Source organism: Pseudoalteromonas sp. SR41-8, assembly GCF_014163915.1.
GTDB lineage: Bacteria > Pseudomonadota > Gammaproteobacteria > Enterobacterales > Alteromonadaceae > Pseudoalteromonas > Pseudoalteromonas rhizosphaerae.
On record NZ_JACJEE010000004.1, the window covers coordinates 25,924 to 50,856 of the forward strand.

Below are 24,933 nucleotides of genomic sequence, written 5' to 3' on the forward strand. Positions count from 1 at the left end.
AAACAACCATGTTGAATTAACGTAAATTTTCTCAAATAAAAAAGTTATCTTTCCAAATTAAGGCTAAATTAAGCTGCTTAACCGTGTTTTTTCAGCGAATCGTCACAAACTGTCGAGCAAAGCTGTTTTTTGTTGTACAATCAGCCCCGTATACCCATTAAAATTGGCTCGGAGATCAATGGATATAAAAGCTATCCAGGCGTTAATCGAAAACGATATGAATGACGTCAATCAACTAATTTACGCGCAAATGCGCTCTGATGTAGCATTAGTCAATCAACTAGGCTTATATATAGTAAACAGCGGCGGCAAGCGTGTTCGCCCTATGTTGGCTATTTTAGCGGCTAAAGCACTTGGCTATGAAGGCAAAGATCATGTTACTTTAGCAACTATTGTTGAATTTATTCACACAGCTACATTACTGCATGATGATGTCGTTGATGAATCAAATTTACGCAGAGGAACACCGACAGCAAATGCTGAGTTTGGTAATGCAGCCAGCGTACTTGTTGGTGACTTTATCTACACCCGCTCATTTCAGCTGATGGTTGGTATTGGTAAAATGCAAGTTATGCAAATACTCGCTGATGCAACCAACGTGATTGCCGAAGGTGAAGTGCTGCAATTAATGAACTGTAACGACCCTGATACCACCGAAGATAGCTACATGCAGGTAATTTATTCTAAAACAGCTAAATTATTTGAAGCTGCAACAGGCCTTGCTGCGATTATTACCGAAAAAGACGACTCTACGCTGCAAGCGCTTAATCTTTATGGTATGCATTTAGGAACCGCTTTTCAATTGGTGGATGACGTACTTGATTACAATGCTGATGCTGAGCAGTTAGGTAAAAACATCGGTGATGATCTGGCCGAAGGCAAACCTACCCTGCCACTACTTTATGCTATGCGCCACGGTAATGCTGAGCAAGTACAGTTGATCCGTGATGCCATTGAGCACAGTAATGGTATGGACCACTTAGAAGCTATTCTAAGTGCCCTCAATGAAACCAAAGCACTTGAGTTTACGATGAATAAAGCCAACGAAGAAGCCAATAAAGCGATTGCATGTTTATCTGTATTAGATGAATCACCGTATAAAGAAGCACTCGTTAGCTTGGCTCGTATTGCCGTTGATCGTAATCACTAATAAACACCTAATGTATAAAAATCCTTCGAGCATAAAAAAGCCTGCAAATGCAGGCTTTTTTGTATCAATCGACTTAGCAATTAAGCGTTGATGAAATCAACACCTTCTTGGATGTCTTTTTTCAGCGTATCAAGCATGTCGTTTTTAGCTTGCTCTTCAAATGCGCTTAGTTCACCGTAAGAAAGAATTTCTTCTACGCCGTTTTTACCTAAACGTACTGGGTGTGCAAAGTATGCAGCATCGCCATTTTCAACAGCAACGTAAGCGTAATCTACAACGTCTTCACCTTGTAAGCCTTTAACTAAAGACATACAAAAACGTGCAGCAGCAGCGCCCATTGATAATGTTGCAGAACCACCGCCCGCTTTTGCATTTACTACTTCAGTACCTGCATTTTGGATACGTGGAGTAAGTGCAGCAACTTCTTCATCAGTGAAAGTAACGCCTTCAACTTGAGATAGTAACGGAAGGATTGTTGTGCCTGAGTGACCACCAATTACTGGTACTTTCACAGTTGCAACGTCAACACCTTTAAGCTCAGCTACAAATGCTTCTGAACGGATCACATCAAGAGTGGTAATACCGAAAACACGTTTCGCGTCGTAAGTACCTGCTTTTTTGAATACTTCCGCAACAATTGGCACAGTGCCATTTACTGGGTTAGTGATAATACCCACTAATGCTTTTGGACAGTTAGCAACAATACCTTCTGCTAATGTTTTGATAATACCAGCATTAACATTAAATAAATCAGCGCGGTCCATACCAGGCTTACGTGGCATACCAGCAGGGATAAGAACGATATCACAACCAGTTAACGCTTGATCTAGTGCATCAACACCAAAGCCTGCAACTTTAACGTCAGTTGGGATATGAGAAAGATCAACAGCAACACCAGGAACAACTGGAGCAACATCATAAAGTGATAATTCAGAACCAGCTGGTAAGCCTGTTTTTAATAATAAAGACAACGCTTGGCCGATACCGCCAGCAGCACCTAATACAGCAACTTTCATTGGAATTCTCCGTAATTTGAGGTAGGAAATATTTGTGGCTCTAAAGATAATGAAATTAACGACTAAAGACAAATTTATCCTGCTTATTTCACATATAATTTAGACCATAGTTGTAAACTTGCTGGTTTACAGCACTAAAATCCATCGCAAAAGCAAACAACTACTGCATAAGTATGCAACATTGTGTACAATTAGCGCATCACTTATGAATAAGAACCTATAATATGCAACCACAAGATAAACAAGAAGCATTAGTAAAGGCCTTTAAGGCACTTTTAAAAGAAGAAAACTTTGGTTCACAAGGTGAGATTGTTGACGCCCTAAAAGAGCAAGGCTTTGATAATATTAGTCAAAGTAAGGTGTCGCGGATGTTAAGCAAGTTTGGCGCGGTACGCACTCGTAATGCCAAACAAGAAATGGTCTATTGTTTGCCTGCTGAAATGGGCGTACCTACAGCGAAAAGTCCATTACGTCAGTTAGTGATTGATATAATGCATAACGAAATGATGATCATTATTCGAACCAGCCCAGGAGCTGCACAATTAATTGCTCGACTATTAGATTCATTAGGTAAAGCAGATGGCGTACTAGGTACCATTGCTGGTGACGATACTATTTTTATCGCTCCAGCTAAAGTATCTGAAATTGATGTAACTCTTGAACGTGTGCGTATTTTATTTGATACGGTATAAATCTACCGATTCAAACTTTTTACAGCTGCTTTAAAAAGTTAATTGATGGGGCAAAAAACGCAGAACCCATATCGGCTTGAGTAAAATCAAGCCAATGATCGTAGCAATCGGCATCACCTAATCGACTTCGTAATACTTGCTCAAATGCATTTCCCTGTGCTGCATAACTAATCGCTAATATACCCTGTTCGTAAACGTCACCATAAGGCATGTTTTGATTTAATTGCAGTGGTTGCCCTTGCTCATCTTTTAACTCAGTGCGTACAGCATGACTATTCTCAGTCGCAGGCATAATCAAGGTATTATCTAAGCGAGTGCGTCCCATTATTTGCTCTTGCTCACTCAGAGGTAGGTTTTGCCACACACTTAAGTCATGCTTATAGCGCTGTATATGTACGTAACTGCCTTGATCTTCAAAATGGTTGGGTTTATTGATTAACGCTGTGATGCGCTTTTGGCGACCATGAGGAGTGTCACCACCGAGTATAAAACCATTAAAATCGCGACCATCTAAAAATCGAAAGTTTCGCACTTGCTCAACCAATTCAACATCGGGGGCAAATAACTTAAGAATTTGCAAAGCAAATAAATGGTTTACATCTTCCCTATCGGAACGAATTTGGACAAATAAATCAAAAGGCTGAGCACCCATAATATGATCATTATGAGTAATATTAGGAAAGCTCTGTAATTCACTAGGCAGAAATTCAGGCAGAATGTGCGGCCAGTACTGTGCCCCCACTGCAACTAGGCTGGAGAGCATCGATTCAGAAAACTGATCTGAAAACTCATCTTGGATAGCGCTCACGTATTTTAACTTTTTGCGTAATGACTCATCGTGGCCATCAAATACATTAAAAAACAAATGTAAACCGTGCAAGTTTGCCTCAGCACAAATTCCAGATTGCGCTTGCGCCATGGTATTTCCTTAACTCAAAATCTCATACACGGCGTTTTTAATGAAATTAAAAATACTAAAGCACTTAATCTGCGAAAAAGTTAACCGTGTGTGGTGTTATTTTTATTGTCACCTGTTCATTTGCTAAAAATGAGTGGCCCAACTGAGCAGCAACTTCAATTTCTTGTCCATCAACCATAACCTTATACACAAAATGCGAACCAACAAAACGACTGTTTAAAATAGTCACCGTATTTGCACTACAGCCTTGTGATTGAAAAGGTATTAACTCAAGATGGTGTGGGCGAACATAAAGTTTCCCAACTTGCTTAACATGACGATGCGTAACTAATGACTCAACACATCCGAAAGCAGTATGATATTCAGTTGCTGTTAATACTTCTGCATCTAAGTATATGCCCTGACCAAGAAATTCTGCAACTACCTTTGAGCTTGGAGCACTAAATAGCTGCTCAGACGTACCTTGTTGAGCAATTTTCCCACAGTGCATTACTGCTAATGTATCAGCAAACGCAAATGCCTCTTCTTTTGAATGAGTAACAAATACAGCTGATACTTGCTGGGTTTTAATAATACGACGAATATCTGCAATTAACTCAAACCGTACTTGCGTATCAATATTGGAAAACGGTTCATCTAATAACAATAAACTAGGTTTATAAGCCAGTGCCCTAGCAATTGCCACTCGCTGCTGCTGACCCCCAGATAACTGATGCGGGAAACGTTCTGCACAATTAATTAAATGCACTAATTCAAGCATTTCAGCAACGCGCTTTAACTTATCCGCTTTTGTCATATTGGTTAAGCCAAAGGCAATATTATCAGCCACAGTTAAATGTGGAAATAGCGCATAATCTTGAAACATCATGCCAATATTTCGATACTCTGGCGCTAAAAAAGTATGCTCATCACTGACTAACTTACCATCAATAAATACTTTTCCTTGCTTTGCTTCAATCAGCCCAGCAATAGCTTTTAATGTGGTGGTTTTTCCACAGCCACTAGCACCGAGTAAACACACTATTTCATCTTGTGCGACAGTTAAATCTAAGTGCTCAATCACGGATGTGCCGTTGTATTGATACGATAAATTTTCTAATACTAAACTGCTCATTAACTGCGTTGCTCCATCGAGCGATTAATAAAGTATAAAGGAATTAACCCCACCAAAACAATTGCTAACGCTGAAATAGACGCCAGCTCTAACTGCTCATCACTGACATACTGAAACACATGAGTCGCTAAGGTTTCAAAATTAAATGGCCTTAATAACAATGCGGTAGGTAATTCTTTCATGCATTCAATGAATACCAACAATCCTGCGGTTAAAATACCACGACGTAATAACGGGATATGTACTTTGCGTAGAGTTTGGCCTTGGCTTTTCCCCATTGATTGACTCGCCATATCAAGCGATGGGCTTATCCGCATAAAACTAGCTTCAATTGCACCATGAGCTATAGCGTAAAAGCGCACCACATATGCAAATATAATTGCAAACAAAGTACCGCTCAATAATAGCCCCGGTGTAATACCTATTGGCTCTAACCAAGTATTTAATTTATCGTCTAACAAGGTCAATGGTAACAACACTGCAATAGCGAGTACTGTTCCAGGTAACGCATAACCTGTACTGGCTAATCGCCCAGGTACAAGTGGATATTGCTGCTTAGCAATGCGCTGATAAAATACCACTAACAGACTCAAAATAATGGTGATAATGCTCACGATGGCCGCGACTTTAAAGCTTTGCCATGCATAGAGAAAAAATACGCTATTCCATGCTTGTCCGAAATATAAAATGGCATAACCCATTAACACAGCGACAGGTAATATAAAGGCAAAAAATAACACTGCAATACAAAAGATAGTTGCCAGCCATGCACTTTTGCCCGTTAAGTTATATAGCGCATCACTGTTGACGCTTGGTTGGCGCTCAAATACAGCTTGATTACGACGACTAAAACGCTCCATCGTTAACGCTAAAAACAATATAAGTAACATAATACCTGAAATTTTAGCCGCAGCTGTTAACGAATAATACCCTAACCAAGTATCATAAACCGCTGTAGTTAAAGTACTTACCGCAAAATAATTAACGGTTGCAAAGTCAGCCATTGCTTCCATACTGATCAGCGTCAGTCCAGCCACAATCGCCCCTCGAGCAAGTGGTAAACTAACTTTGAAAAAGCTCTGCTTAGGTGATAATCCCATCAACTGACTCGCCTGCACCAATTTAAATGACTGTTCGCGTAATGCAGTTTTAAAAATCAAATACAAATAAGGATAAAGCACTAAGGCAATCATAATAATCGCACCAGATAAAGTACGAATATCAAAAAACCAATAATCATTAGGTGATTGCCAACCAAACCATTCGCGTAACCCTATTTGCACCGGACCGGCATAATCAAACAGATCAGTGTAAACGTAAGCAATAATATAGGTCGGCATCGCAAGGGGCAGCATAAGCGCCCACTCAAACTGTTTACGGCCGGGAAAATCACAATAAGCGGTTAACCAGCCAAGCGGAAGGGCAATAATACAACTGACAACGCCAACACCCAAAATAAGTAACAGTGTATTGCGGGTATAATCCCACAGCACGGTATCCCAGAGGTGGCTAAATACGTCAGAATCGCCTTGTAGTGATTCGAACAATAAAAAACACAATGGGGTTATCAACACTATGCCAATAACCCACGCGAATAACTGCCATCGCGACAGTGAAAATTTTAAACTCATTAAAGGTCGAACTTCACCTCATCAATTAGCTTAAGTGCTAAAGGACGATATTTGCTAATTTCATCAAGCGCTAAGCTATCTTCCTTAAAGCTACCCCATGATGCTACTAAGCTTGATAATTCAACGCCCAGTCTTACTGGATATTCCATATTGACCGAAGCGTACATATTTTGCGCCTTATTGTCGGTCATAAACTCGATTAGTTTCAAGGCATTTTCAGGATTTTTAGCGTACTTGGTCATAACTACACCAGATACGTTAATATGTGAGCCTCTGTTATCTTGATTCGGAAAGTTAATATGTACGGCATCAGCCCATGGTTTTTGCTCGGGATCTTCCATCATCTTACCAAAGTAATAACTATTACCGATCGCTAAATCACATAAGCCTTCTTTTACTGCCTTTACTTGCCCGCGGTCATTACCTTGAGGTTTACGAACTAAATTTGCTTTCACACCTTCAAGCCATTTTTTAGTTTCTGCTTCACCATGGTGTGCAATCATTGAAGCGACCAAGCCTAAATTATATGGGTGCTTACCCGAACGGGTGCAAATTTTGCCTTTGTATTTAGGATCGGCTAATTCTTCATAGCTTAAATGCGCTAATGCACCTATGCGCTCTTTTGATGAATAAACGTTACGCACCCGCTTAGTTAATGCAACCCATTGTCCTTCAACATCACGAAACTTAGCCGGTACATTACTATTAACGGTTTCACTATTAATTGTTTGGGTTAAATCTAATTCATCTAGCTGCACTAAATCACTAAAATTAGAGGTTAAGACTAAATCAGCTTGGCTATGCTTTCCTTCACGCTTAACACGCTCTATTAATCCTTTTTTAGCAAACACCACATTTGTTTTAATGCCTGTTTGCTTAGTAAAATCATCTAATATTGGCTGAATTAAAAACGGTTGTCGAAAAGAGTAAATATTTACTGCTTCATCTGCAAACACAGGGGTTGTTAACACTAAGCCAACTAAAGCTGCTAATGTCTTTTTCATAAATCGCTTCCAACTAAATAATAACTATTATCATGTAATGATAACTTGCTCCTTGAAAAAGTGCACTTATTAAATCTTAATCAATGATGACCATGCCCATAATGGAAATCACTTGTGCGATATATCTCACGGTTATGACAGCTATTGAGTATAAAACATCATAAAAAAAGTCTAAAAACAAACTAACCACATGAAATATAATAACTATTATAAAATTTCAAAATAATGACTGTATTTTCGTTACTGTTTTTAGCCTATTTTGTTTGCAGATACTCTCTATACTTACTTCATCGGTTAAGCAGTGACGCTTAAATGAGTAAACGGACAAGGAATGATTACTCATAAACCTCGAATTAAAGGTTACGTTAGGAAAAAATGGATTCACGGACAGGCTCAGGATGAGTAGCACTAAGGATAGTAAATACACGGACAGCGTCAAGATGATGCGAAAAGGAATAACAACAGGGCTCGCAAGAGAGTTGTTAGACAGGATGTTATAAAAGCGGACAGATGGACAGGCCCTAAAGGGTATCACAATGGAACTGTTAACTAAGGGATAGCATCAGGACGATGCGTAAAGGACCGGTAATAGAGATTACCAAAAAGGATCAAAAGGAAGCACATAGGACAGAGGCACGGATAGCCTATATCACGCAGAACGAATAAGTAACAGTGTGATCACATGGATTAGTAAAGTTTAGGAGTTGATTAAGTTCAATTGCAGGATGCAGAAAATTAGAAGATTCCGCAAGCGCGACTAGCAATAGTTCGCGCTTTTCTTTTGCCCAAAAATACCCTCTGCTTAACGACTACTTGCCAATTAACTCGCTCATTAATACTCTCGCGTCTAATCTAATACGTTATTGATTGTGTATAAGCGATGACTTCTCTAAAATAGCGCGCTCACAAATCATTGAGGTCGGCCGTGTTAATTAACTACAATCCTCCATTAGATCCGTATTTAACCATTTTATTTCAAGATGATGATTTACTGATCGTCAACAAGCCCAGTGAACTTTTGACTGTGCCGGGAAAAGATCCTAAACACGCCGATTGTTTGATAGCTCGCGTTAACCGTGTTTTTCCTACGGCAAAAATAGTTCACCGCTTAGATATGGCAACCTCTGGAATTATTTGTTTAGCAATGCATAAATCGGCTCATCGTCATTTAAGTATGCAGTTTCAAGAACGCCAAACTGCAAAGCGCTATATTGCACGAGTGTACGGTAAATTAGAGCCATTAACGGGATCAGTCAATTTGCCACTGATCTGTGATTGGCCAAACCGCCCTAAGCAAATGGTTGATCATGACAAGGGGAAGCCCTCTTTAACTCATTACACTGTACTGGAGCATGAGTTGCACGCCACTCGTGTGGAACTTACCCCTATTACCGGACGTTCACATCAATTACGTGTGCATATGTTGTCATTGGGGCACCCTATTTTAGGCGATAGGCTCTATGCTCACCCTGATGCCCTGGCTGCTGCCCCGCGCTTGCAATTGCACGCACAAATGCTACAGCTCACTCACCCGGGAACAGCACAAATTATGACTTTTGAAGCTGAGCCAGAGTTTTAATTACGAGCTTAAAATCACACTAAACTTTTTGCTGTACACGCCGATAACAACTTATTGATTCATCGTGGTGGTTTATATGGCTATCGGCAAACAGTTTAAAGTATGGCAATTAATTAGTTTGGTTTACGCGACTGTCTTGGCCATGCCAGCCCAAGCAGCCGACTTTATTGCACCCACACCATGGTCAACAATCAGCAGTAATGATTTATCACGCTTAATGCCGCAAGATGAACTAAAACCGCTACTTGCCGGTGATACTGAGTTTTTAAGTTTATATCGCCAACACATGAGTGCCCAGCAGCGCGGTGTGGTGTTGATTATCCCTGATTGGCAACACTTACCTACCAATAACAACGGGCTCAACTTTTTACGCACGCAACTTAACGATTTAGGCTATGCCACAATTGCTATGACGGTACCCGATATTGATTGGCAAGCAGTGCCACCTGCGGATGCAAGTGAAACAACTGAACCTGCAGCGGCTAAGCAAACTACAAGTTTAGACAATGGCGAACCATCAGCTGACACAGCCACTCCTGTTGTACATGTTGATGCTATCGCTCATATAAGCAATGCGATAATAGATAATTATAAACTCAACTTAATTGCACGCTTTAATGCGTTGTATCAAAGTGCATTGGATGAAGATGGAAAAATTGTTGTTATTGCACAAGGTGCCTCTGCTGGAGTATTGCTCGAACACTATGGCGAATATCCAAATACCAACATAGATGCATTTGTCAGCCTTAGCAGTTATTTACCAAACAGTAAACGTAACCAACAACTTAACGCGATTATATCGACTATTAGCCCGCCGTTATTGGATATTTACTACAACATAGATAACCCAGACTTACTGCTGAGTGTGGCGGATAGAAAACGCTGGGTTAAACGTCACAGTAAATATGATTACCGCCAACGTGAGCTGTTTGGTTTGCGCTCTGAGCCTGAGCAACATGAGCGCTTGACCAAAGAAGTAGACGGGTTTTTACGCCGCCTTTTTTAAATATTCGTAAGCGGCTTGAATATCTTGGCTTTTCTTGACTGCCAGTTCCATCATATGTTTAGGTAAACCTTGAGAAACTAATTTATCAGGATGGTGCTGCGCCATTAATTTACGGTACGCTACTTTTACTTCTCGTTCACTCGCCTCATTATTTAGCCCCAGCAAAGCCAGAGCTTGAGTACGGCTCATGCCACTATTTGGCGGTACATGATGCCCTGAGCCTTCACGATAACTACTGCTTTGCCCTTGTTGACGTTGTTGCTGCTGTTGATAGCGTTGTTGTTGCTGACGAAATGAAAATTCAGCTTGGTAACGTTTAAGTACAAATGCAAAGTGAGTTTTAGAGATCCCTAATAACTTACTTACCTCTTGGAGTAGCTCCTTTTCTTGCGCAGCTAACACCCCATCAGAAAACGCCATTTGGATTTGAATTTCTAAAAACAGTTGTAATAAATCATGGCGACGAGCAAAACGCTCTTTAAAATCGAAAACAGTTTCTTTTAATGAAAAATCAGCGTCTTTTCCCGCTTTAAATGCATCTTGTGCCTCTTTGCGATCATCACCAGTGAGTCCCATTTCATCCATAAATAAACTGGCAGCACGGATGTGGGTTTCGCTTACGCGGCCATTTGACTTAGCAATGTGCCCCATTACTCCAAAACAGCTGGTAAAAAATAACGCTTGGCGCTGATTAATATCATCATCGCCTTTAAATAAGCTTGAAAAGCCGCCGGCTTTATCAAAGTTCTGCTTTAAACTCTTGTCAAACATATGGCCCAGGTATAAGCCTATAAATAAGCCTATAATACGCCCAAACATAAAGCCAAAGCAGGCACCTAAAATTTTACCCCACATGAGGCGCTCCTATTATATGTGAATTACTTAATGAGTTTTTTGTTGCTCTATCAACAACTCATTCAATTGAGCTAATCGTTCTGGAGTTCCGATATCGTCCCAGTTACCTATGTACAGCTCCGTAGAGACAACATGCTCAGCCAATTTACTTTTTAATAATGGCCCTAAGCGATGAGTACCCGCTGTAATTCCTGCAAAAAATTGCTGATGAAAGCGACTAATACCAGAAAATGTATACTTGGGGCTATCTGCGCTTAGATGACGCAACGTAAAGTCACCATTTGGGTTGTGGGCTGGATTTTCAACCAACACAATATGTGCCTCGCCCGCATCTAAGTGAATATGCAGTAATGAACTAACATCATAGTCGGTAAATATATCGCCATTAATAACAATAAATTGCTCACCAAGCAAAGGTAATGCTTGAATAATACCACCTGCAGTTTCTAATCCCTGCTCAGGCTCTTGGCTATACTCAATATGTACACCAAGCCGGCTACCATCGCCAAAGTAAGCACGGATCTTATCTCCTTGCCAAGCAAGGTTAATAATAAAATCAGTGATCCCTGCTGTTTTTAGTCGCTCAATATGATGCTCGATTAATGGTTTTCCTTGCACCTTTAACATAGGTTTAGGTAATTCTGCGGTAAGTGGCATCATTCGCTGACCGCGACCCGCGGCTAAAATCATCGCTTTCATTATTTAGTTGGCACTTTATTAAGTGCGACTAAGGTAGCAGGAATAATCTTACTGTTGATCCATTTACCCAGCTCCACCAACGATGAATGATCTTGCGCCACATCACTAATGTAGCGCAGTGTCGGTAATACATTATCCATATAACCGAGTTTACCATCGCGTAAATTTAACCGGCAAAAAATACCCGCCGCTTTTAAATGGCGTTGAATACCGGTTAAATCAAACCATTGTTTAAAGGTTGCAAAGCTGATGTTACTGAGCAAGCCCTGTTGCTCAAACTCAGCAAATGCATGCTCAAGTAAGTATTCAAGTTCATCGTGAGGAAGTTTAAAATAACAATCACGCAGTAACGATACCAGGTCATAGCATACCGGGCCTTGCACGGCATCTTGATAGTCAATAATTGCCCATTGCTGTTCACTGTGCATAATATTACGGCTATGAAAATCACGGTGTACGGTGACGCTAGGTTGCGCGAGTATATTTTCAATTAATAACTCACAGCTCGTTTGCCATAAAGTACGTTCTGCAGCAGTAACTTCTAGCTCTAAAAATCCCTCTACCAACCATTCTAAAAAAATACTTAGTTCTAATTCTAAAAATGCCCGATCAAAATCTTTCATGTGCTCAACAGGCGGCATTTTTGCCCATTGTGCACTAAGTTTTATAAGGTGTTTATAGTGATTAATACGTTCTTTATCATCTAGCATATCAGCAAGATGTGTGTTGCCTAAATCGCTTAATAAGAAGAACCCTTGCTTTTCATCAGCATGTAATATTTTTGGTAGTTTGAAACCATGCTCAGAAAAAACTTTGTTGAGTTCTATATAAGGAGTGTTATCGAGCTTAGCTGGATCTGAGTCCATAACTATATAGCTATCTTGACCGCGATTTAGACGGAAATAACGACGAAAGCTGGCGTCTCCGGTGATCGCAGCTAGCTGGTATACTTCATCTTCGAAGTGCGGATTTAAAAACTGCTGTAAACTTTTATAACGATTCATTTTACAAGATATCTATTTTTCACTAAGTCAATTACTGTATTTGCCATTGTTTTCCTTTATTATGTCATTCTTACATCCAACGACAGCATATTAAGGTTAATAAATGAGCAAAACCTGGGGCATGATGATGCTAAGTGTGATCAGCGCACCATCGTTCGCCGAAACTGAACTGACACACAACTTTTGTGGCAATTCAATGCAAACCAGAGCTTGGCAACCGCTTGCTGGCCTTGACTTAGGCATGATCGATATCCGTTCAGATGATATTGAACTGCTTGGCACCCAAAGCGCAGAATTTACCGGTAATGTTGATATTAACACCCTTACTATGAGTTTGTCCGCACAAAGTGCGCTAATTGACAAACAGCGTGGGTTACTTAATGCAACTGGCCCTATTACTTACCGTGACACTATCAGTGAAGTAAATAGCTCAGGTCTTAATGCTGATTTAAATAGTTCTGAAATCAGCCTACTTGGTGCCGATTATAAGCTGACGGATCAACAAGCACACGGCGGAGCAGAAAAGCTCACTATTAATAAGTCTGGCTTAGATCTGCTGAACGCAAGCTTTACTACCTGTCCAAGCGATACGCCCGTGTGGGCAATTCAAGCTGAACAAATTTTATTATCCAGTGATGAAGGCTGGGGCGAAACCCATGATATGGTATTGCGTATTATGGATACGCCTGTACTTTATTTACCCTATTTCACTTTCCCAATTGATAATCGCAGAAAGTCGGGCTTATTAACACCCAATATTTCCAGTTCAGATCGCTACGGCGTAGAAACAGTTACTCCATATTATTGGAATATTGCACCAAACTTTGATGCCACGATTACACCACGCTATATGTCTAAAAAAGGCTTGCAGCTGCAAACCGAATTTCGTTATTTGAGTGATAGCAATGAAGGTCTCGTAGCACTTGAATACCTTGACAAAGACGACTCCGAACCAGAACTCAAAGAGCGCTTTCTATTTCACTGGCAACAACAAAGTTATTTTGCCGAAAATTGGCGTGCTAATGTTGATATAACCAACGTCAGCGATGATAACTATCTCACTGATTTGGGTTCTAATTACGCAACACGTACTGACACCCAACTGTACCGTACTGGCTCGTTATCACACTTAGGTGATACTTGGCGTACAGATATAAAAGTACAAAACTTTGAAGTGCTCGGTGATCATGTTGAATCGTATGCGGCGTGGCCACAAATTAGCTTTTCGCAAACAGCACCATTTAGTTTTCAGGATATTGAACTTACCCTAGACGGTGAACTGAGCCACTTTACAAATGACACTCAAGTTATTGAAAAGGCAACTCGTTTACACATCGAACCAAAAGCAAGCTACGGCTACCAAGAGCATGCATGGTCGTTTTTATCTGAATTTAGCGTATTGCACACTAACTATAAGCAAGAAGGTGATTTGGCAAATACTGATTATGCTAAATCAGTATCGCGTACTTTGCCTAAAGTGCGTTTATACAGCCAATTAAACTTTGAGCGTGAAACCACTATCTTCGCTGATGATGGTATTCAAACCTTAGAGCCACAACTGCAGTATTTGTATACACCGAATAAAGATCAATCCAATATAGGTTTATACGATACAACAAAATTACAAGATGATTTTTTTGGTTTATTCCGTGATAGTCGTTTTTCAAGTGTGGATCGTATAGCCGCAGCAAATCAATTTACATTAGGTGCAACCACGCGTTTATTTAATAATAAAAGTGAAGAGTTGTTTAATTTTAGTGCTGGTCAAATATTTTATTTAAGTGACTCAGCCAAGCCAACATCGCAAGGGTTAAACTCAGATACCAACTATAATGCCTTGTTTGCCGCACAAACCATGTTACATTGGCACCGCCGCTGGTATTTATCAGGCGGAATTCAATATGACACCGATGGTAAACAGATTATCCAGTCAAATGTGACCTTAGATTATAAAGGTGACGATAATCAACTCGTTCAATTGAACCATCGCTATGCAAATGATGTCTCAGGCAATACAATCGAACAAGTTGGCTTTTTTACTAGCATTCCGCTCAGTGATCAATGGCAGTTTGTAAGTAGCTATCACCGTGATTTAGAAAACGGTCGTAGTGTCGAGGTGTTCAGCGGATTGCAATATGAATCATGCTGTTGGGCCTTTCAAGTTACCGCCCGTCGCCAAATCGCAACTGATTTAAATCAAGCGATAGGCCAAGAACAAGCCACTTTTGATTCAAGTATTGGATTTAATATTGTCTTAAAAGGGTTAGGTAGTAAAAGCCGTTATGATGCACAAAAATTATTACAACAAGGTATTTTTGGCTATCGTAGACCGTATTTTCTTAATAACTAGTATCACCGTACTATTAGCAAGAGTATTAGAAAAAGTATGAATTTAAAAAAATTATTAGCATCAGCATTTTTGACGCTTGGTTTATGCCAAAGCGCTTTCGCAGCCCCTGTTGAAATAGACAAGGTGGTTGGTATTGTAAACCAAGGGGTTATTTTACAAAGTGAAGTAAACACTATTGTTAACCGCGTAAAAACCCAAGCCAAAGAGCAAGGACAAGAATTACCTTCGGATGATACGCTACGTATTCAAGCAATGGAGCGTTTAGTAAATCAAGCGTTGATGATGCAATTAGCTGAGCGTATGGGGTTAGAAATCTCTGATAGCCAACTGGACCAAACTTTGGTTGGTATGGCGAAAGAGCAAGGCGGAACAATCGCAGACCTACGCCGTACTATTGAATCATCAGGCGAGAGTTTCCAATCTTATCGTGAAGAAATTCGTAAAGAGATCACCACTCAACAAGTAATGCGCGCAAACGTAGACCGTCGTATTTATATTAGCCCACAAGAAGTTGATAATCTCTTAAAAATAATGGAAAGCCAAGGTCAAAATACGGAAGAGTATGACATTGGCCATATCCTCGTTGATATTCCAAATAATGCCACTGCGGATGAAATTGCTAGCGCAAAAACTCGCGCAGATAAAGTTATTGAGTTTTTACAAGACGGGAAAGAATTTAAACGTATCGCCATTTCATCATCAAGTGGTTCAAAAGCACTTGAAGGTGGTCAATTAGGCTGGATGAGCATTAATGAAATGCCATCACTCTTTGCTGAAGCAGTTAAGGGCACCAAAAAAGATGCCATTATAGGCCCGCTTCGTTCAGGCGCTGGTTTTCATATTATTAAAGTTCAAGACATTCGTGGTCGCCAGGTTGTTGAAACAACCGAAGTGCGCTCTCGCCATATCTTAATCAAGCCGTCAATCATCTTAAGCGAAGAAAAAGCCCGCAATATGCTTAATGGCTTTGCTAAAGATTTACGTGCTGGGACTGCTGACTTTGGTGAACTTGCTAAAGAGTATTCAGAAGATCCAGGCTCTGCACTTAAAGGTGGAGAGTACGATTGGACAGATCCTACGACCTATGCGCCACAGTTTAGAGATGCCCTACTATCACTTGATAAAAATGAGATCAGTGACCCGTTTAGAACCACATTTGGTTGGCATATAGTGCAGCTATTAGACAAACGTATAGCTGATAAAACCGAACTAGCTAAACGTAACCGTGCTCACGGCATGCTCTTTAATCGTAAATTTAAAGAAGAAAGCTTTAACTGGCAGCAAGAAATGCGTGAGCAAGCCCATGTTGAAATTTTCCCAATTGATGAATAACCAATGATCCTACGTATTGCAATTACTCCCGGCGAACCTGCCGGGATCGGCCCAGATTTACTGTTGCAACTTGCACAGCATGATTGGCCTGCGCAGCTGGTTGTGATTGCTGATAAGCAATTATTACAACAGCGAGCCAAACAGCTTGGTTTAACAATCAATTTAATTCCATTTGATGAAAATGCACCAGCTGTAATCGCCCCTGCAGGGAGTGTCTATCTGCACCAAGTTGATTTAGGTGCCGACGTTGAGATGGGTGTGTTAAATGATGCCAACGGTCAATACGTACTCGATACCTTGCGTATCGCGTGCGAAAAGAATATGAATGGTACGTTTGCAGCCGTTGTAACTGGTCCTGTTAATAAAGGTATTATCAATAAAGCTGGCATTTCATTTAGTGGCCATACCGAATACTTTGCCCAACAATCAAACACCCCTGATGTGGTGATGTTATTAGCTACTGAAGGCTTAAGAGTTGCACTAGTGACCACGCACATCCCACTGGCTTATGTATCACGTGCTATTACAAGTGAGCGTTTAAGTAAAGTTGCAGGTATTTTAAACCATGATTTACAAACTAAATTTGGTATCGAAAAACCACGTATTTTAGTCTGTGGGCTTAACCCTCATGCGGGTGAAGATGGCCATTTAGGGCGTGAAGAGATTGACACCATCACCCCAACCATTGAACAGCTAAATAGTGAAGGTATGAATTTAATCGGGCCATTGCCTGCTGACACCTTGTTCCAAGACAAATATCTATCACAAGCTGATGCAGTGCTGGCAATGTATCACGATCAAGGTTTACCTGTGCTAAAATACAAAGGTTTTGGCAAATCAGTTAATATCACCCTTGGTTTGCCGTTTATACGCACCTCAGTTGATCACGGTACGGCGCTCGATTTAGCAGGTACTGGTGATGCTGATGTAGGTAGTTTTGAATTAGCGATCCGCGAAGCAATTAAGCTCGCCCATGAAAAAGCACAAAATCAATGACAGATAAAGTACATTTAGGACACCGCGCCCGCAAACGTTTTGGGCAAAACTTTTTATGTGATGAGATGATCATCGATAAAATCGTCACCGCGATTGATCCTAAACCTGAAGATAATTTAGTTGAAATCGGTCCTGGTCTAGGTGCTATCACTGAACCGGTAAGTGAGCTAAGTGGCCACTTAACGGTTGTTGAACTAGATAAAGATTTAGCCCAGCGCTTAACTGAGCACCCATTTTTAGGGCCTAAGCTTACTGTGCATCAAGGTGATGCGATGAAATTTGATTTTTCAAGTTTGATCAAAGCTGACCGCAACAAACTAAAAGTGTTTGGTAATTTACCATACAATATTTCAACACCATTGCTGTTCCATTTATTTGAGTTTGCCGACAACATTGAGCATATGCACTTTATGCTACAAAAAGAAGTGGTGAAACGCATGGTAGCAGGACCTGGTAGTAAAACATTTGGTCGCTTGAGCGTAATGACACAGTATTACTGTAATGCAATGCCTGTCATCGAAGTACCACCAGAGTGTTTTAAACCAGCACCGAAAGTTGATTCTGCCGTTATTCGTTTAATACCGAAAAAGCCAGAGCAACGTACAGCAAAAAGTACTAAAATTCTTAACACTGTGTGTTTAGAGGCCTTTAATCAGCGCCGCAAAACATTGCGCAACAGCTTAGCTAATTTACTCACCGCAGATGAATTAACTAGCATTGGTATAGATATCACGTTGCGTGCTGAAAGCCTTTCGTTACAACAATTTATTGATATAGCTAATTGGATTTATGACAACAAGCAGTAATTTGGGCTCACCCATCAAAGTATCGGTAGAAACATTTTATGTTGAGGGTCAATCACAACCTGAACTTGATAAATATGTATTTGCTTATTCCGTTACCATTAAAAATCACAGTCTATGCAGCGCAAAGTTAATTAGCCGCTATTGGTTGATCACTGATGCAAATGGTAAAGAAATCGAAGTACAAGGTGAAGGCGTCGTCGGTGAAAAACCAACTATTGGTCCTGGTGAAAGCTATAAATATACCAGTGGTGCAGTGCTAGATACTCCCGTAGGAACGATGCAAGGTTATTACACCTTGAAGAATGAGTTCGGTACAGAGTTTGATGCACCTATTAATGTTTTTCGTTTATCACTGCCTAATATTTTACATTAAATAACCTGAAATCGGGTTAAGATATTTATTAACGCATTGATTTAATGATATAACTAGCCTTTAAGCTGTCCTGTCGGAGATTTTCAGAGATAACAAGGCGAATTTACGCGTCAATAGCTGGCTTATTGCAAGTAGATTCAACGCAGTTAGCGTTGAAAATAGCCACAGGAGATAGATTTATTACCCCGAATTTAGGTTAAATAATGGCAAATTATGCGATAGGTGATCTACAAGGTTGTTATAAAGAATTTCAAGCTTTGTTGCTGCAAGTTGACTTCAACCCAAGTAAAGATCACCTTTATTTAGTGGGCGACATTGTCGCCCGCGGCCCCGACTCTCTTGCCTGCCTAGATTATTTATATACACATCAAGATAGTATCACCGTTACCTTAGGTAATCATGACTTACACCTGATTGCCAATTATATGTTAGATAAACCCGCTAATCCAAAAGACAAGCTCACCGCCCTGCTTGGTTCAGCAAAGCTACCTGCTTATATAGCCATGCTAAAGCAGCAACCATTGGCTCTATGGCTTGAAACAGAACAGGTATTTATTAGCCACGCCGGCCTCAACCCCGCATGGTCCATTGAGCAGGCTCTGCAACATGCTCAATTTGCTGAATCCTGCTATCAAGGTGAGAATGCGCGCGATTTTTTCAAACATATGTATGAGCAGCACCCAGGCCTTTGGAGTGAGCAACTCAATGAGTTTGAGCGATTTCGTTATATTGTTAACTACTTTACCAGAATGCGATTTTTAACCCTTGATGAACAATTAGAGTTAAGCTATAAAGGTAGTATTACTAACGCTACTGCAATGATGCCTTGGTTTGAGCACCCAAAATTTACAACTTTTAAACAGCACATTGTATTTGGACATTGGGCTGCTCTTGAGGGCGTAACTAATCATGCAAATATCCATGCTTTGGATACAGGCTGTGTATGGGGTGGGAAGCTGAGCTTGATGGAGTTAAAAAATAAGCAATACTTTAGCGCTAATTCTACTGATTTCATCTAATTTAACTGAAAAATTAATCATCTTCTGTTAGATTTATAGTAACGAATGTTAAAAGTAATTGAATTTAATTACTTAACTTATCCGCAATAAAGCCGATAAAGTCTAATTGCTACTCTCTTTATGGAATTTTTATATGAACTTAACTGTCAGCCAACGTATTTGGGGTGGTTTTATTTGTATCACCTTATTACTTCTTTTAATTGGGGGTAATTCACTGTTCAGAATCGCAAATATTAATAATTCAGCACAGCAAGTAAATCAATTATCATTGCCGGCATTAGAACAAAGCTCAGAACTACAGGTTGAGTTTATCCTGATGAGTAAAGCCGCCCAAGCTAGTTTTTATACCTCTTCAGCAGCAGAGCTTGCGCCAATTGAAAAGTTGGTGTTCGAACAAAAACAACGCTTTGATAAAGCTTATTCACAGTTAAAACTCGTTGTACGTGACAACGATCAACTAAATCAAAATAGTCAAAACGTTGAGCGAACTTACAAAAGCTTTATTAAATTAGTAGAAGATTTATTAAAAGATAAAAAAACCCAATTAGAACTCAATAAATCATTACGAGCACAATTAGAAACGATAGAGCTTGCAGCGGAAGATGCTAATTCTGTGGTTTTGGATATTATCGATATTGATGGTTTAGAAAGCAGTGATAGCAGAGCCTATCAAGCGGCTAATAAATTAGAAAATAACTTTTTGTCTTTAGTCACCAACAGCACTGACATGCTGACAGTTAAAACCCAAAATACCTTAGATATCGTCAAAAATGAGCAGCTTTATTATTTAGAGGAGATTGAGCGTAGCTTAAAGCTACTAAAACCGGTTGTTGAAGCAGCAGAGCCTGGTTTATATAACGATCTAAACAATTACTTCGTCTCTCTTCGCGATAACATTCTCGGCAACAATAGTATCTCAGCTAACAAAAAGCGTTTAATTGATGTAATCGCAATGACTGAAAAGGAACTTACTGAGGCAGAGCAAGCTACGGCAACTGCAATAAAACAACTTAATGAATTAGTTTCTCAAGCTAGTAATGTTGCTTTTGAATTGCAAAAAGAAGTTAGGACCGACGTAGATTCAGCTAATTTATGGACCTGGGTTGGTATGATCAGCGCAACTTTGTTAGCCATAATCGTAGCTTATATAACGGTTAACCGCATTACTAAACCGCTTGCAGAAGTAAACCGCATTCTTGATATTGTTGCTAGTGGCGACATGACACAACGTCTAGACGATACAGCTAAAGATGAATTTGGTGAACTATCGCGTAGCTGTAATACACTTATAGCCAGCTTACGCAGCTTGATCCAAGGTATTATATCTCGTTCCACACAACTTGCTGCGGCCTCAGAAGAAACGTCTGCTATCACCGGTGAATCAAGTCAAGCAATTCGTAATCAACAAGCACAGGTAGAACAAGCTGCAACAGCGACAACGGAAATGAGCAGTACCTCACAAACAGTAAGCAATAGCGCACAACAGGCACTTAAAGAAATCAAAAATGCCGATAAAGAAGCTGAGCGTGTTAAGGGTATTTCTAGCCAAAATAAATCGACCATTGAGCAGCTAGCTCGTGAAGTTGAATCAGCCTCACTAGTCATTAATAAGCTTCATCAAGATAGCGCCTCAATTGGTAGTATTCTTGATGTTATTCGTGGTATCGCGGATCAAACTAACTTACTAGCACTTAATGCAGCTATTGAAGCAGCACGTGCTGGTGAACAAGGTCGTGGTTTTGCCGTTGTTGCTGATGAGGTTCGTTCATTGGCTAGTAAAACACAAGCCTCGACTCAAGAAATTCAAGCCATGATAGAATCATTGCAAACAGGCGCGGAAGCAGCCGTGACTGCAATGTCTAAAGGCAAGCAACAAGCTGATTCTTGTGTTGAACAATCAGACCTAGCCAACGCAGCACTGGATTCAATCACCTCAGCGGTTGCTTTAGCACATGATGTGAGTGAAGAAATATCGACAGCAGCACAAGAGCAACAACAAGTCTCACAAGAGATTAGCGAGCGCCTTGAGTCTATTGTAGCCATTGCAGAACAAACCGCAGAGGGAGCTAATCAGACTAATATATCAAGCTCTGAGGTCGCTAAACTTGCCGAAGAGTTACGCTTATCTGTAGATGAGTTCAAAGTCTAGGGCAAAGCAAATTAAAACAACAAAGCCGTGTTGATTTAAAACACGGCTTTTTTTTGAAAAAAATAAACCACCGATATCCCACTTCTCACTGCTGAGCTAACAAATTGCGTGAGAACAGCCAATTATTATTTCATCGTCCACAAACTAGCTTTGCTTGTTGGCAATACTCCATTATTTTTCCACAAAAAAGCCGAACTCCACGTTAATAAAGTTCGGCTTCTAATGATCATCAAGCTTAGCTAGATTACTTTACCTATGCAGCAGGATACTCGCGATACGCACGCTCAATATTCTTCGCTTGCTTTTTAGAGATACCTAAATGCGCAAGTGCTACACGTAAACGTGCGCGCGATAGATCTGAGCCTAATATTTCCATTGCATCAAGTACTGATGTTGAAGACGTTTTGCCAGTAATAGCGACAAATATCGGCTCTAAAAAGTCTTTAATCTTCAGCTCATGGAAAGTAGACACCGCTTTAGCTATAGCAAATATTGCTGATTTCTCCCAGCTTCGTAAGCCCTCAAGCTCCCAGATAAAGAACTGTAAAGCTTGGCGAATTACATCTTCATCGGCTTTACCAGCGGTCAGTAACGCAGGGTCGTAAGTTGGAATACCACCGACAAAATGACCGGCTAAATCAACCATATCTGATAGGGTATTAATGCGGGCTTTCGCCTCTGGTAATACTTTAGCAAGCATTGCCCCATTAAACTTCCAATCTACAAAGCGCTGAATTAGCTCTTCGTTGCTGAAGTTTTCGCGGATCCACATGCCGTTTAACCAGCTTAGTTTATCAACGTCAAATACTGGGCCACCGAGTGATACACGCTTCATATCAAAATGTTCAATCATTTCAGCAAGCGTGAACTTTTCACGCTCATCCGGCATTGACCAGCCCATGCGTCCAAGGTAGTTAAGCACCGCTTCAGGTAAGTAACCCATTTCTTTATAGTAATTAATAGAAGTTGGATTTTTACGCTTAGATAGCTTTGACTTATCTGGATTACGTAATAGTGGTAAGTGACCAAGCACCGGCGCTTGCCAACCAAAATCTTCATATAATTTTAGCAGCTTTGGCGCAGAGTTGATCCACTCCTCACCACGGAAAATATGGCTAATTTCCATGTGGTGATCATCAACCACATTTGCTAAGAAGTACGTTGGGAAACCATCGGCTTTTAGTAACACTTGCATATCAACGTTTTCCCACGGGATCTCAATTTCACCACGTAAGTAATCGTTAAATTTAAAGGTACCTTCGCTTGGAATATTCATACGTATAACGTAAGGCTTACCGGCAGCTAAGTTGGCTTTAATTTCGTCATCAGTAAGGTTTAAACCACGGCCATCGTATTTAGGACGCAGGCCTTCAGCCATTTGCTCTTCACGCATTTGGTCCAGCTCTTCGCTAGTTGCAAAACAATAAAATGCTTTGCCATCATCAACTAACTGATGTGCATATTTTTTATATAAATCGCTACGCTCTGATTGACGATAAGGACCAAACTCACCACCGACATCAGGACCATGATCCCATTCAAGCCCTAACCAACGAAGACTATCCATAATCGCTTGTTCTGATTCTGAAGTGCTACGTACTTGGTCTGTGTCTTCAATACGAAGTACAAATTCGCCACCTTGCTGCTTAGCAAAACAGTAATTAAATAAGGCGATATAAGCGGTACCAAGATGCGGGTCACCGGTTGGTGACGGCGCAACACGTGTACGAATTGTCATGGTTATGTTCTCTTTCAATGGGCAATAAAATATGCGCTAAATGCTAACACAGCAAATGCGCTTGAAAAATGAATATTAAGCTGCAGCTTTATTTAAGTAAGCAATGATATCGTTTGATTCATATAACCAAGTGACTTGGTTATCTTTTTCGATACGTAGACACGGTACTTTTATTTTTCCGCCTTGTTCGAGCAATTCTTGACGATACTGTTCATTACTTTTCGCGTCGCGCGTTTCAACTTTTAACCCTTCGCGTTTAATTGCACGGCGCACTTTTACGCAGAATGGGCAAGCTTTGAATTGATATAGTTTAAATTGTGCAGTGAGTTGATCAAGCTGAGCTTGCTCTCCCGCAGGACGTTTTTTACTACGTGGTGTAAAAACAAAATCAAAAAATAAGATCAAACTACCTAATAACCAACGAACTAATTTCATCAACGGGGCCCTGTTTACAACAATTTAAGGGCACAGATTTTAGCACAGTTAAAGCAACTGCAAAAGATTCAAAAAAGCTCTATACCATCATCACTAGCAATATCATCCACTAAGTTTAGATCGCTATAAGCAGTAACTCGGTTACGCCCATTATTTTTCGATTCATACAATGCTAAATCCGCTTTATGTACTAAAGATGCAACCATATCAACATGGCTAAGTTCCAAAAAACCCGCACTGACGGTTAAATTACCTATTTGTGGAAAAGGATATTCAGCAATATTCGCTCGTAATCGATTTAACCTACCACGAGCTGCTGCTTTATCGAAGCTTTGAAATAATACGGCAAATTCCTCACCGCCATAGCGAAATACATAATCTTCCAAGCGAAAATTATTTTTCAGTAATCGCGATACTAATAAAATAACTTCATCACCAATTACATGACCAAAATTATCATTGACCCGTTTAAAGTGATCAATATCGACAATCGCTAAATACCAACTTTTACTTACTGCGAATGCCTCATCTTTGGCCAAAAAGTCTTCTTCTGAGAGTATTTCAATGACTTTTTTATCAAACGTTTGCCGATTAAGTAATTCTGTTAAAGGGTCTAATCGTGATTTATGGATCAAGGCTAATTGATTAGCATAAACATTTAAAATATGTAGTGCCAACACGCCAATGCCTTCGGGCAATTCGTCTTTCGATTTAACCATTAATAGGCCAATGACAGTGCCTAAATAAGACATCGGCACATACATTGTAACACTTTCAAATGCACTGCTTACACGCACTTTATTTTTGCTTACTTTATCTAATAAAAGCATCAGTTCATCGGATCTAAGCGGATCTATTTTGCTATCAACATTCAATAAGGTAGGATGAAGTTGCGGATTGAAATGTTTATTAATATATAGCGCAAATACTTTGAGCTTAGACAGGCCAGAAATAGCTGTAATAAGCGCGGCATCTAAAGCCTGCTCTTCGGTTTGTTGCGTTAAGAATACAATCCATTCATGTCCACAAGGGTTTGCTATCATCTAAACCAACCTAAACAAATACA

At 40.2% G+C, this 24,933-nt stretch carries 22 protein-coding genes; 11 read left to right on the top strand and 11 right to left on the bottom strand.

The window, feature by feature from the left end; genetic code table 11:
• The first annotated feature begins 178 nt into the window (after nt 1-178).
• Nucleotides 179-1,150: an octaprenyl diphosphate synthase gene (gene ispB / locus H5162_RS04185; protein WP_182777778.1), complete on the top strand. Its 972-nt coding sequence runs from the start codon at nt 179-181 to the stop codon at nt 1,148-1,150.
• Between the two features lie 80 nt (nt 1,151-1,230).
• Here the strand turns inward: ispB and mdh are convergent, their stop codons facing one another.
• A complete protein-coding gene (gene mdh / locus H5162_RS04190) occupies nt 1,231-2,166 on the bottom strand; it encodes a malate dehydrogenase (RefSeq protein ID WP_145235472.1) in 936 nt (311 codons plus the stop codon).
• Between the two features lie 224 nt (nt 2,167-2,390).
• On the opposite strand from mdh, the gene argR reads away from it, so the two are divergent.
• Nucleotides 2,391-2,858, top strand: a complete 468-nt coding sequence (gene argR / locus H5162_RS04195; protein ID WP_145235470.1) for a transcriptional regulator ArgR — start codon at nt 2,391-2,393, stop codon at nt 2,856-2,858.
• 19 nt (nt 2,859-2,877) lie between these two features.
• Here the strand turns inward: argR and H5162_RS04200 are convergent, their stop codons facing one another.
• From H5162_RS04200 to H5162_RS04215, 4 genes are all read right to left on the bottom strand, one after another.
• Complete coding sequence (locus H5162_RS04200) at nt 2,878-3,777, bottom strand: Dyp-type peroxidase (protein ID WP_182731784.1); 900 nt, start codon at nt 3,775-3,777, stop codon at nt 2,878-2,880.
• A 64-nt stretch (nt 3,778-3,841) separates the two neighbouring features.
• A complete protein-coding gene (locus H5162_RS04205) occupies nt 3,842-4,891 on the bottom strand; it encodes an ABC transporter ATP-binding protein (protein ID WP_145235466.1) in 1,050 nt (349 codons plus the stop codon).
• A complete protein-coding gene (locus H5162_RS04210) occupies nt 4,891-6,522 on the bottom strand; it encodes an iron ABC transporter permease (protein WP_182777779.1) in 1,632 nt (543 codons plus the stop codon). The genes H5162_RS04205 and H5162_RS04210 overlap by 1 nt, the downstream gene beginning before the upstream one ends.
• Nucleotides 6,522-7,526 (bottom strand): Fe(3+) ABC transporter substrate-binding protein, encoded by a 1,005-nt coding sequence (locus tag H5162_RS04215; RefSeq protein WP_145235462.1) that lies wholly within the window; start codon nt 7,524-7,526, stop codon nt 6,522-6,524. Before H5162_RS04215 ends, H5162_RS04210 begins: the two co-directional genes overlap by 1 nt.
• Before the next feature lie 925 nt (nt 7,527-8,451).
• Between H5162_RS04215 and rluA the strand changes: the two genes are divergently transcribed.
• Both rluA and H5162_RS04225 read left to right on the top strand, forming a co-directional pair.
• The gene (gene rluA, locus H5162_RS04220; RefSeq protein WP_145235460.1) at nt 8,452-9,105 is read left to right on the top strand and encodes a bifunctional tRNA pseudouridine(32) synthase/23S rRNA pseudouridine(746) synthase RluA; all 654 of its coding nucleotides are present in this window, start codon (nt 8,452-8,454) and stop codon (nt 9,103-9,105) included.
• A gap of 76 nt (nt 9,106-9,181) precedes the next feature.
• Nucleotides 9,182-10,111, top strand: a complete 930-nt coding sequence (locus tag H5162_RS04225; RefSeq protein ID WP_182777781.1) for a DUF3530 family protein — start codon at nt 9,182-9,184, stop codon at nt 10,109-10,111.
• Here the strand turns inward: H5162_RS04225 and djlA are convergent.
• The 3 genes from djlA to H5162_RS04240 are packed head-to-tail and all read right to left on the bottom strand — an operon-like array spanning nt 10,094 to nt 12,669.
• Nucleotides 10,094-10,966, bottom strand: coding sequence for a co-chaperone DjlA (gene djlA / locus H5162_RS04230; RefSeq protein WP_149982088.1), 873 nt, complete (start codon nt 10,964-10,966; stop codon nt 10,094-10,096). The genes H5162_RS04225 and djlA overlap by 18 nt on opposite strands.
• A 27-nt stretch (nt 10,967-10,993) precedes the next feature.
• Nucleotides 10,994-11,665 carry an N-acetylmuramate alpha-1-phosphate uridylyltransferase MurU gene (gene murU, locus H5162_RS04235; protein WP_145235454.1) on the bottom strand — a complete coding sequence of 224 codons (672 nt, stop codon included), beginning with the start codon at nt 11,663-11,665 and terminating at the stop codon, nt 10,994-10,996.
• Nucleotides 11,665-12,669 (bottom strand): aminoglycoside phosphotransferase family protein, encoded by a 1,005-nt coding sequence (locus tag H5162_RS04240; protein ID WP_145235452.1) that lies wholly within the window; start codon nt 12,667-12,669, stop codon nt 11,665-11,667. The genes murU and H5162_RS04240 overlap by 1 nt, the downstream gene beginning before the upstream one ends.
• Nucleotides 12,670-12,772: 103 nt before the next feature.
• Here H5162_RS04240 and lptD point away from each other — a divergent pair, with 103 nt between their 5' ends.
• The 7 genes from lptD to H5162_RS04275 all read left to right on the top strand — a co-directional run bounded on the left by lptD (nt 12,773) and on the right by H5162_RS04275 (nt 21,694).
• Nucleotides 12,773-15,019, top strand: coding sequence for an LPS assembly protein LptD (gene lptD / locus H5162_RS04245; protein ID WP_145235450.1), 2,247 nt, complete (start codon nt 12,773-12,775; stop codon nt 15,017-15,019).
• 36 nt (nt 15,020-15,055) lie between these two features.
• Nucleotides 15,056-16,351, top strand: coding sequence for a peptidylprolyl isomerase SurA (surA, locus tag H5162_RS04250; protein ID WP_145235448.1), 1,296 nt, complete (start codon nt 15,056-15,058; stop codon nt 16,349-16,351).
• A gap of 3 nt (nt 16,352-16,354) precedes the next feature.
• On the top strand, nt 16,355-17,347 hold the full coding sequence (pdxA, locus tag H5162_RS04255; RefSeq protein WP_145235446.1) for a 4-hydroxythreonine-4-phosphate dehydrogenase PdxA: 993 nt from the start codon (nt 16,355-16,357) through the stop codon (nt 17,345-17,347).
• Nucleotides 17,344-18,153 (top strand): 16S rRNA (adenine(1518)-N(6)/adenine(1519)-N(6))-dimethyltransferase RsmA, encoded by an 810-nt coding sequence (rsmA, locus tag H5162_RS04260; protein ID WP_145235444.1) that lies wholly within the window; start codon nt 17,344-17,346, stop codon nt 18,151-18,153. Before pdxA ends, rsmA begins: the two co-directional genes overlap by 4 nt.
• The gene (gene apaG / locus H5162_RS04265; RefSeq protein WP_145235442.1) at nt 18,137-18,526 is read left to right on the top strand and encodes a Co2+/Mg2+ efflux protein ApaG; all 390 of its coding nucleotides are present in this window, start codon (nt 18,137-18,139) and stop codon (nt 18,524-18,526) included. Before rsmA ends, apaG begins: the two co-directional genes overlap by 17 nt.
• A gap of 203 nt (nt 18,527-18,729) precedes the next feature.
• A complete protein-coding gene (locus H5162_RS04270; RefSeq protein WP_145235439.1) occupies nt 18,730-19,545 on the top strand; it encodes a symmetrical bis(5'-nucleosyl)-tetraphosphatase in 816 nt (271 codons plus the stop codon).
• Nucleotides 19,546-19,678: 133 nt separating this feature from the next.
• Nucleotides 19,679-21,694 carry a methyl-accepting chemotaxis protein gene (locus H5162_RS04275; protein WP_182734710.1) on the top strand — a complete coding sequence of 672 codons (2,016 nt, stop codon included), beginning with the start codon at nt 19,679-19,681 and terminating at the stop codon, nt 21,692-21,694.
• Nucleotides 21,695-21,947: 253 nt separating this feature from the next.
• Here H5162_RS04275 and gltX read toward each other — a convergent pair whose 3' ends face one another.
• The 3 genes from gltX to H5162_RS04290 form a co-directional block, all read right to left on the bottom strand.
• Nucleotides 21,948-23,432: a glutamate--tRNA ligase gene (gene gltX / locus H5162_RS04280; RefSeq protein WP_182717159.1), complete on the bottom strand. Its 1,485-nt coding sequence runs from the start codon at nt 23,430-23,432 to the stop codon at nt 21,948-21,950.
• Nucleotides 23,433-23,507: 75 nt separating this feature from the next.
• A complete protein-coding gene (locus tag H5162_RS04285) occupies nt 23,508-23,867 on the bottom strand; it encodes a glutathione S-transferase N-terminal domain-containing protein (protein ID WP_145235432.1) in 360 nt (119 codons plus the stop codon).
• Nucleotides 23,868-23,935: 68 nt separating this feature from the next.
• Complete coding sequence (locus H5162_RS04290) at nt 23,936-24,910, bottom strand: GGDEF domain-containing protein (RefSeq protein WP_182777783.1); 975 nt, start codon at nt 24,908-24,910, stop codon at nt 23,936-23,938.
• Nucleotides 24,911-24,933 lie beyond the last annotated feature (23 nt).

Coding starts and splice junctions, on each gene's coding strand:
- H5162_RS04240 (WP_145235452.1), bottom strand. CDS start 12,669: ATGAATCGTTATAAAAGTTTACAGCAGTTTTTAAATCCGCACTTCGAA.
- H5162_RS04200 (WP_182731784.1), bottom strand. CDS start 3,777: ATGGCGCAAGCGCAATCTGGAATTTGTGCTGAGGCAAACTTGCACGGT.
- H5162_RS04225 (WP_182777781.1), top strand. CDS start 9,182: ATGGCTATCGGCAAACAGTTTAAAGTATGGCAATTAATTAGTTTGGTT.
- lptD (WP_145235450.1), top strand. CDS start 12,773: ATGAGCAAAACCTGGGGCATGATGATGCTAAGTGTGATCAGCGCACCA.
- apaG (WP_145235442.1), top strand. CDS start 18,137: ATGACAACAAGCAGTAATTTGGGCTCACCCATCAAAGTATCGGTAGAA.
- H5162_RS04270 (WP_145235439.1), top strand. CDS start 18,730: ATGGCAAATTATGCGATAGGTGATCTACAAGGTTGTTATAAAGAATTT.
- gltX (WP_182717159.1), bottom strand. CDS start 23,432: ATGACAATTCGTACACGTGTTGCGCCGTCACCAACCGGTGACCCGCAT.
- H5162_RS04290 (WP_182777783.1), bottom strand. CDS start 24,910: ATGATAGCAAACCCTTGTGGACATGAATGGATTGTATTCTTAACGCAA.
- surA (WP_145235448.1), top strand. CDS start 15,056: ATGAATTTAAAAAAATTATTAGCATCAGCATTTTTGACGCTTGGTTTA.
- pdxA (WP_145235446.1), top strand. CDS start 16,355: ATGATCCTACGTATTGCAATTACTCCCGGCGAACCTGCCGGGATCGGC.
- djlA (WP_149982088.1), bottom strand. CDS start 10,966: ATGTGGGGTAAAATTTTAGGTGCCTGCTTTGGCTTTATGTTTGGGCGT.
- H5162_RS04205 (WP_145235466.1), bottom strand. CDS start 4,891: ATGAGCAGTTTAGTATTAGAAAATTTATCGTATCAATACAACGGCACA.
- H5162_RS04215 (WP_145235462.1), bottom strand. CDS start 7,526: ATGAAAAAGACATTAGCAGCTTTAGTTGGCTTAGTGTTAACAACCCCT.
- H5162_RS04285 (WP_145235432.1), bottom strand. CDS start 23,867: ATGAAATTAGTTCGTTGGTTATTAGGTAGTTTGATCTTATTTTTTGAT.
- H5162_RS04275 (WP_182734710.1), top strand. CDS start 19,679: ATGAACTTAACTGTCAGCCAACGTATTTGGGGTGGTTTTATTTGTATC.
- H5162_RS04210 (WP_182777779.1), bottom strand. CDS start 6,522: ATGAGTTTAAAATTTTCACTGTCGCGATGGCAGTTATTCGCGTGGGTT.
- argR (WP_145235470.1), top strand. CDS start 2,391: ATGCAACCACAAGATAAACAAGAAGCATTAGTAAAGGCCTTTAAGGCA.
- ispB (WP_182777778.1), top strand. CDS start 179: ATGGATATAAAAGCTATCCAGGCGTTAATCGAAAACGATATGAATGAC.
- mdh (WP_145235472.1), bottom strand. CDS start 2,166: ATGAAAGTTGCTGTATTAGGTGCTGCTGGCGGTATCGGCCAAGCGTTG.
- murU (WP_145235454.1), bottom strand. CDS start 11,665: ATGAAAGCGATGATTTTAGCCGCGGGTCGCGGTCAGCGAATGATGCCA.
- rsmA (WP_145235444.1), top strand. CDS start 17,344: ATGACAGATAAAGTACATTTAGGACACCGCGCCCGCAAACGTTTTGGG.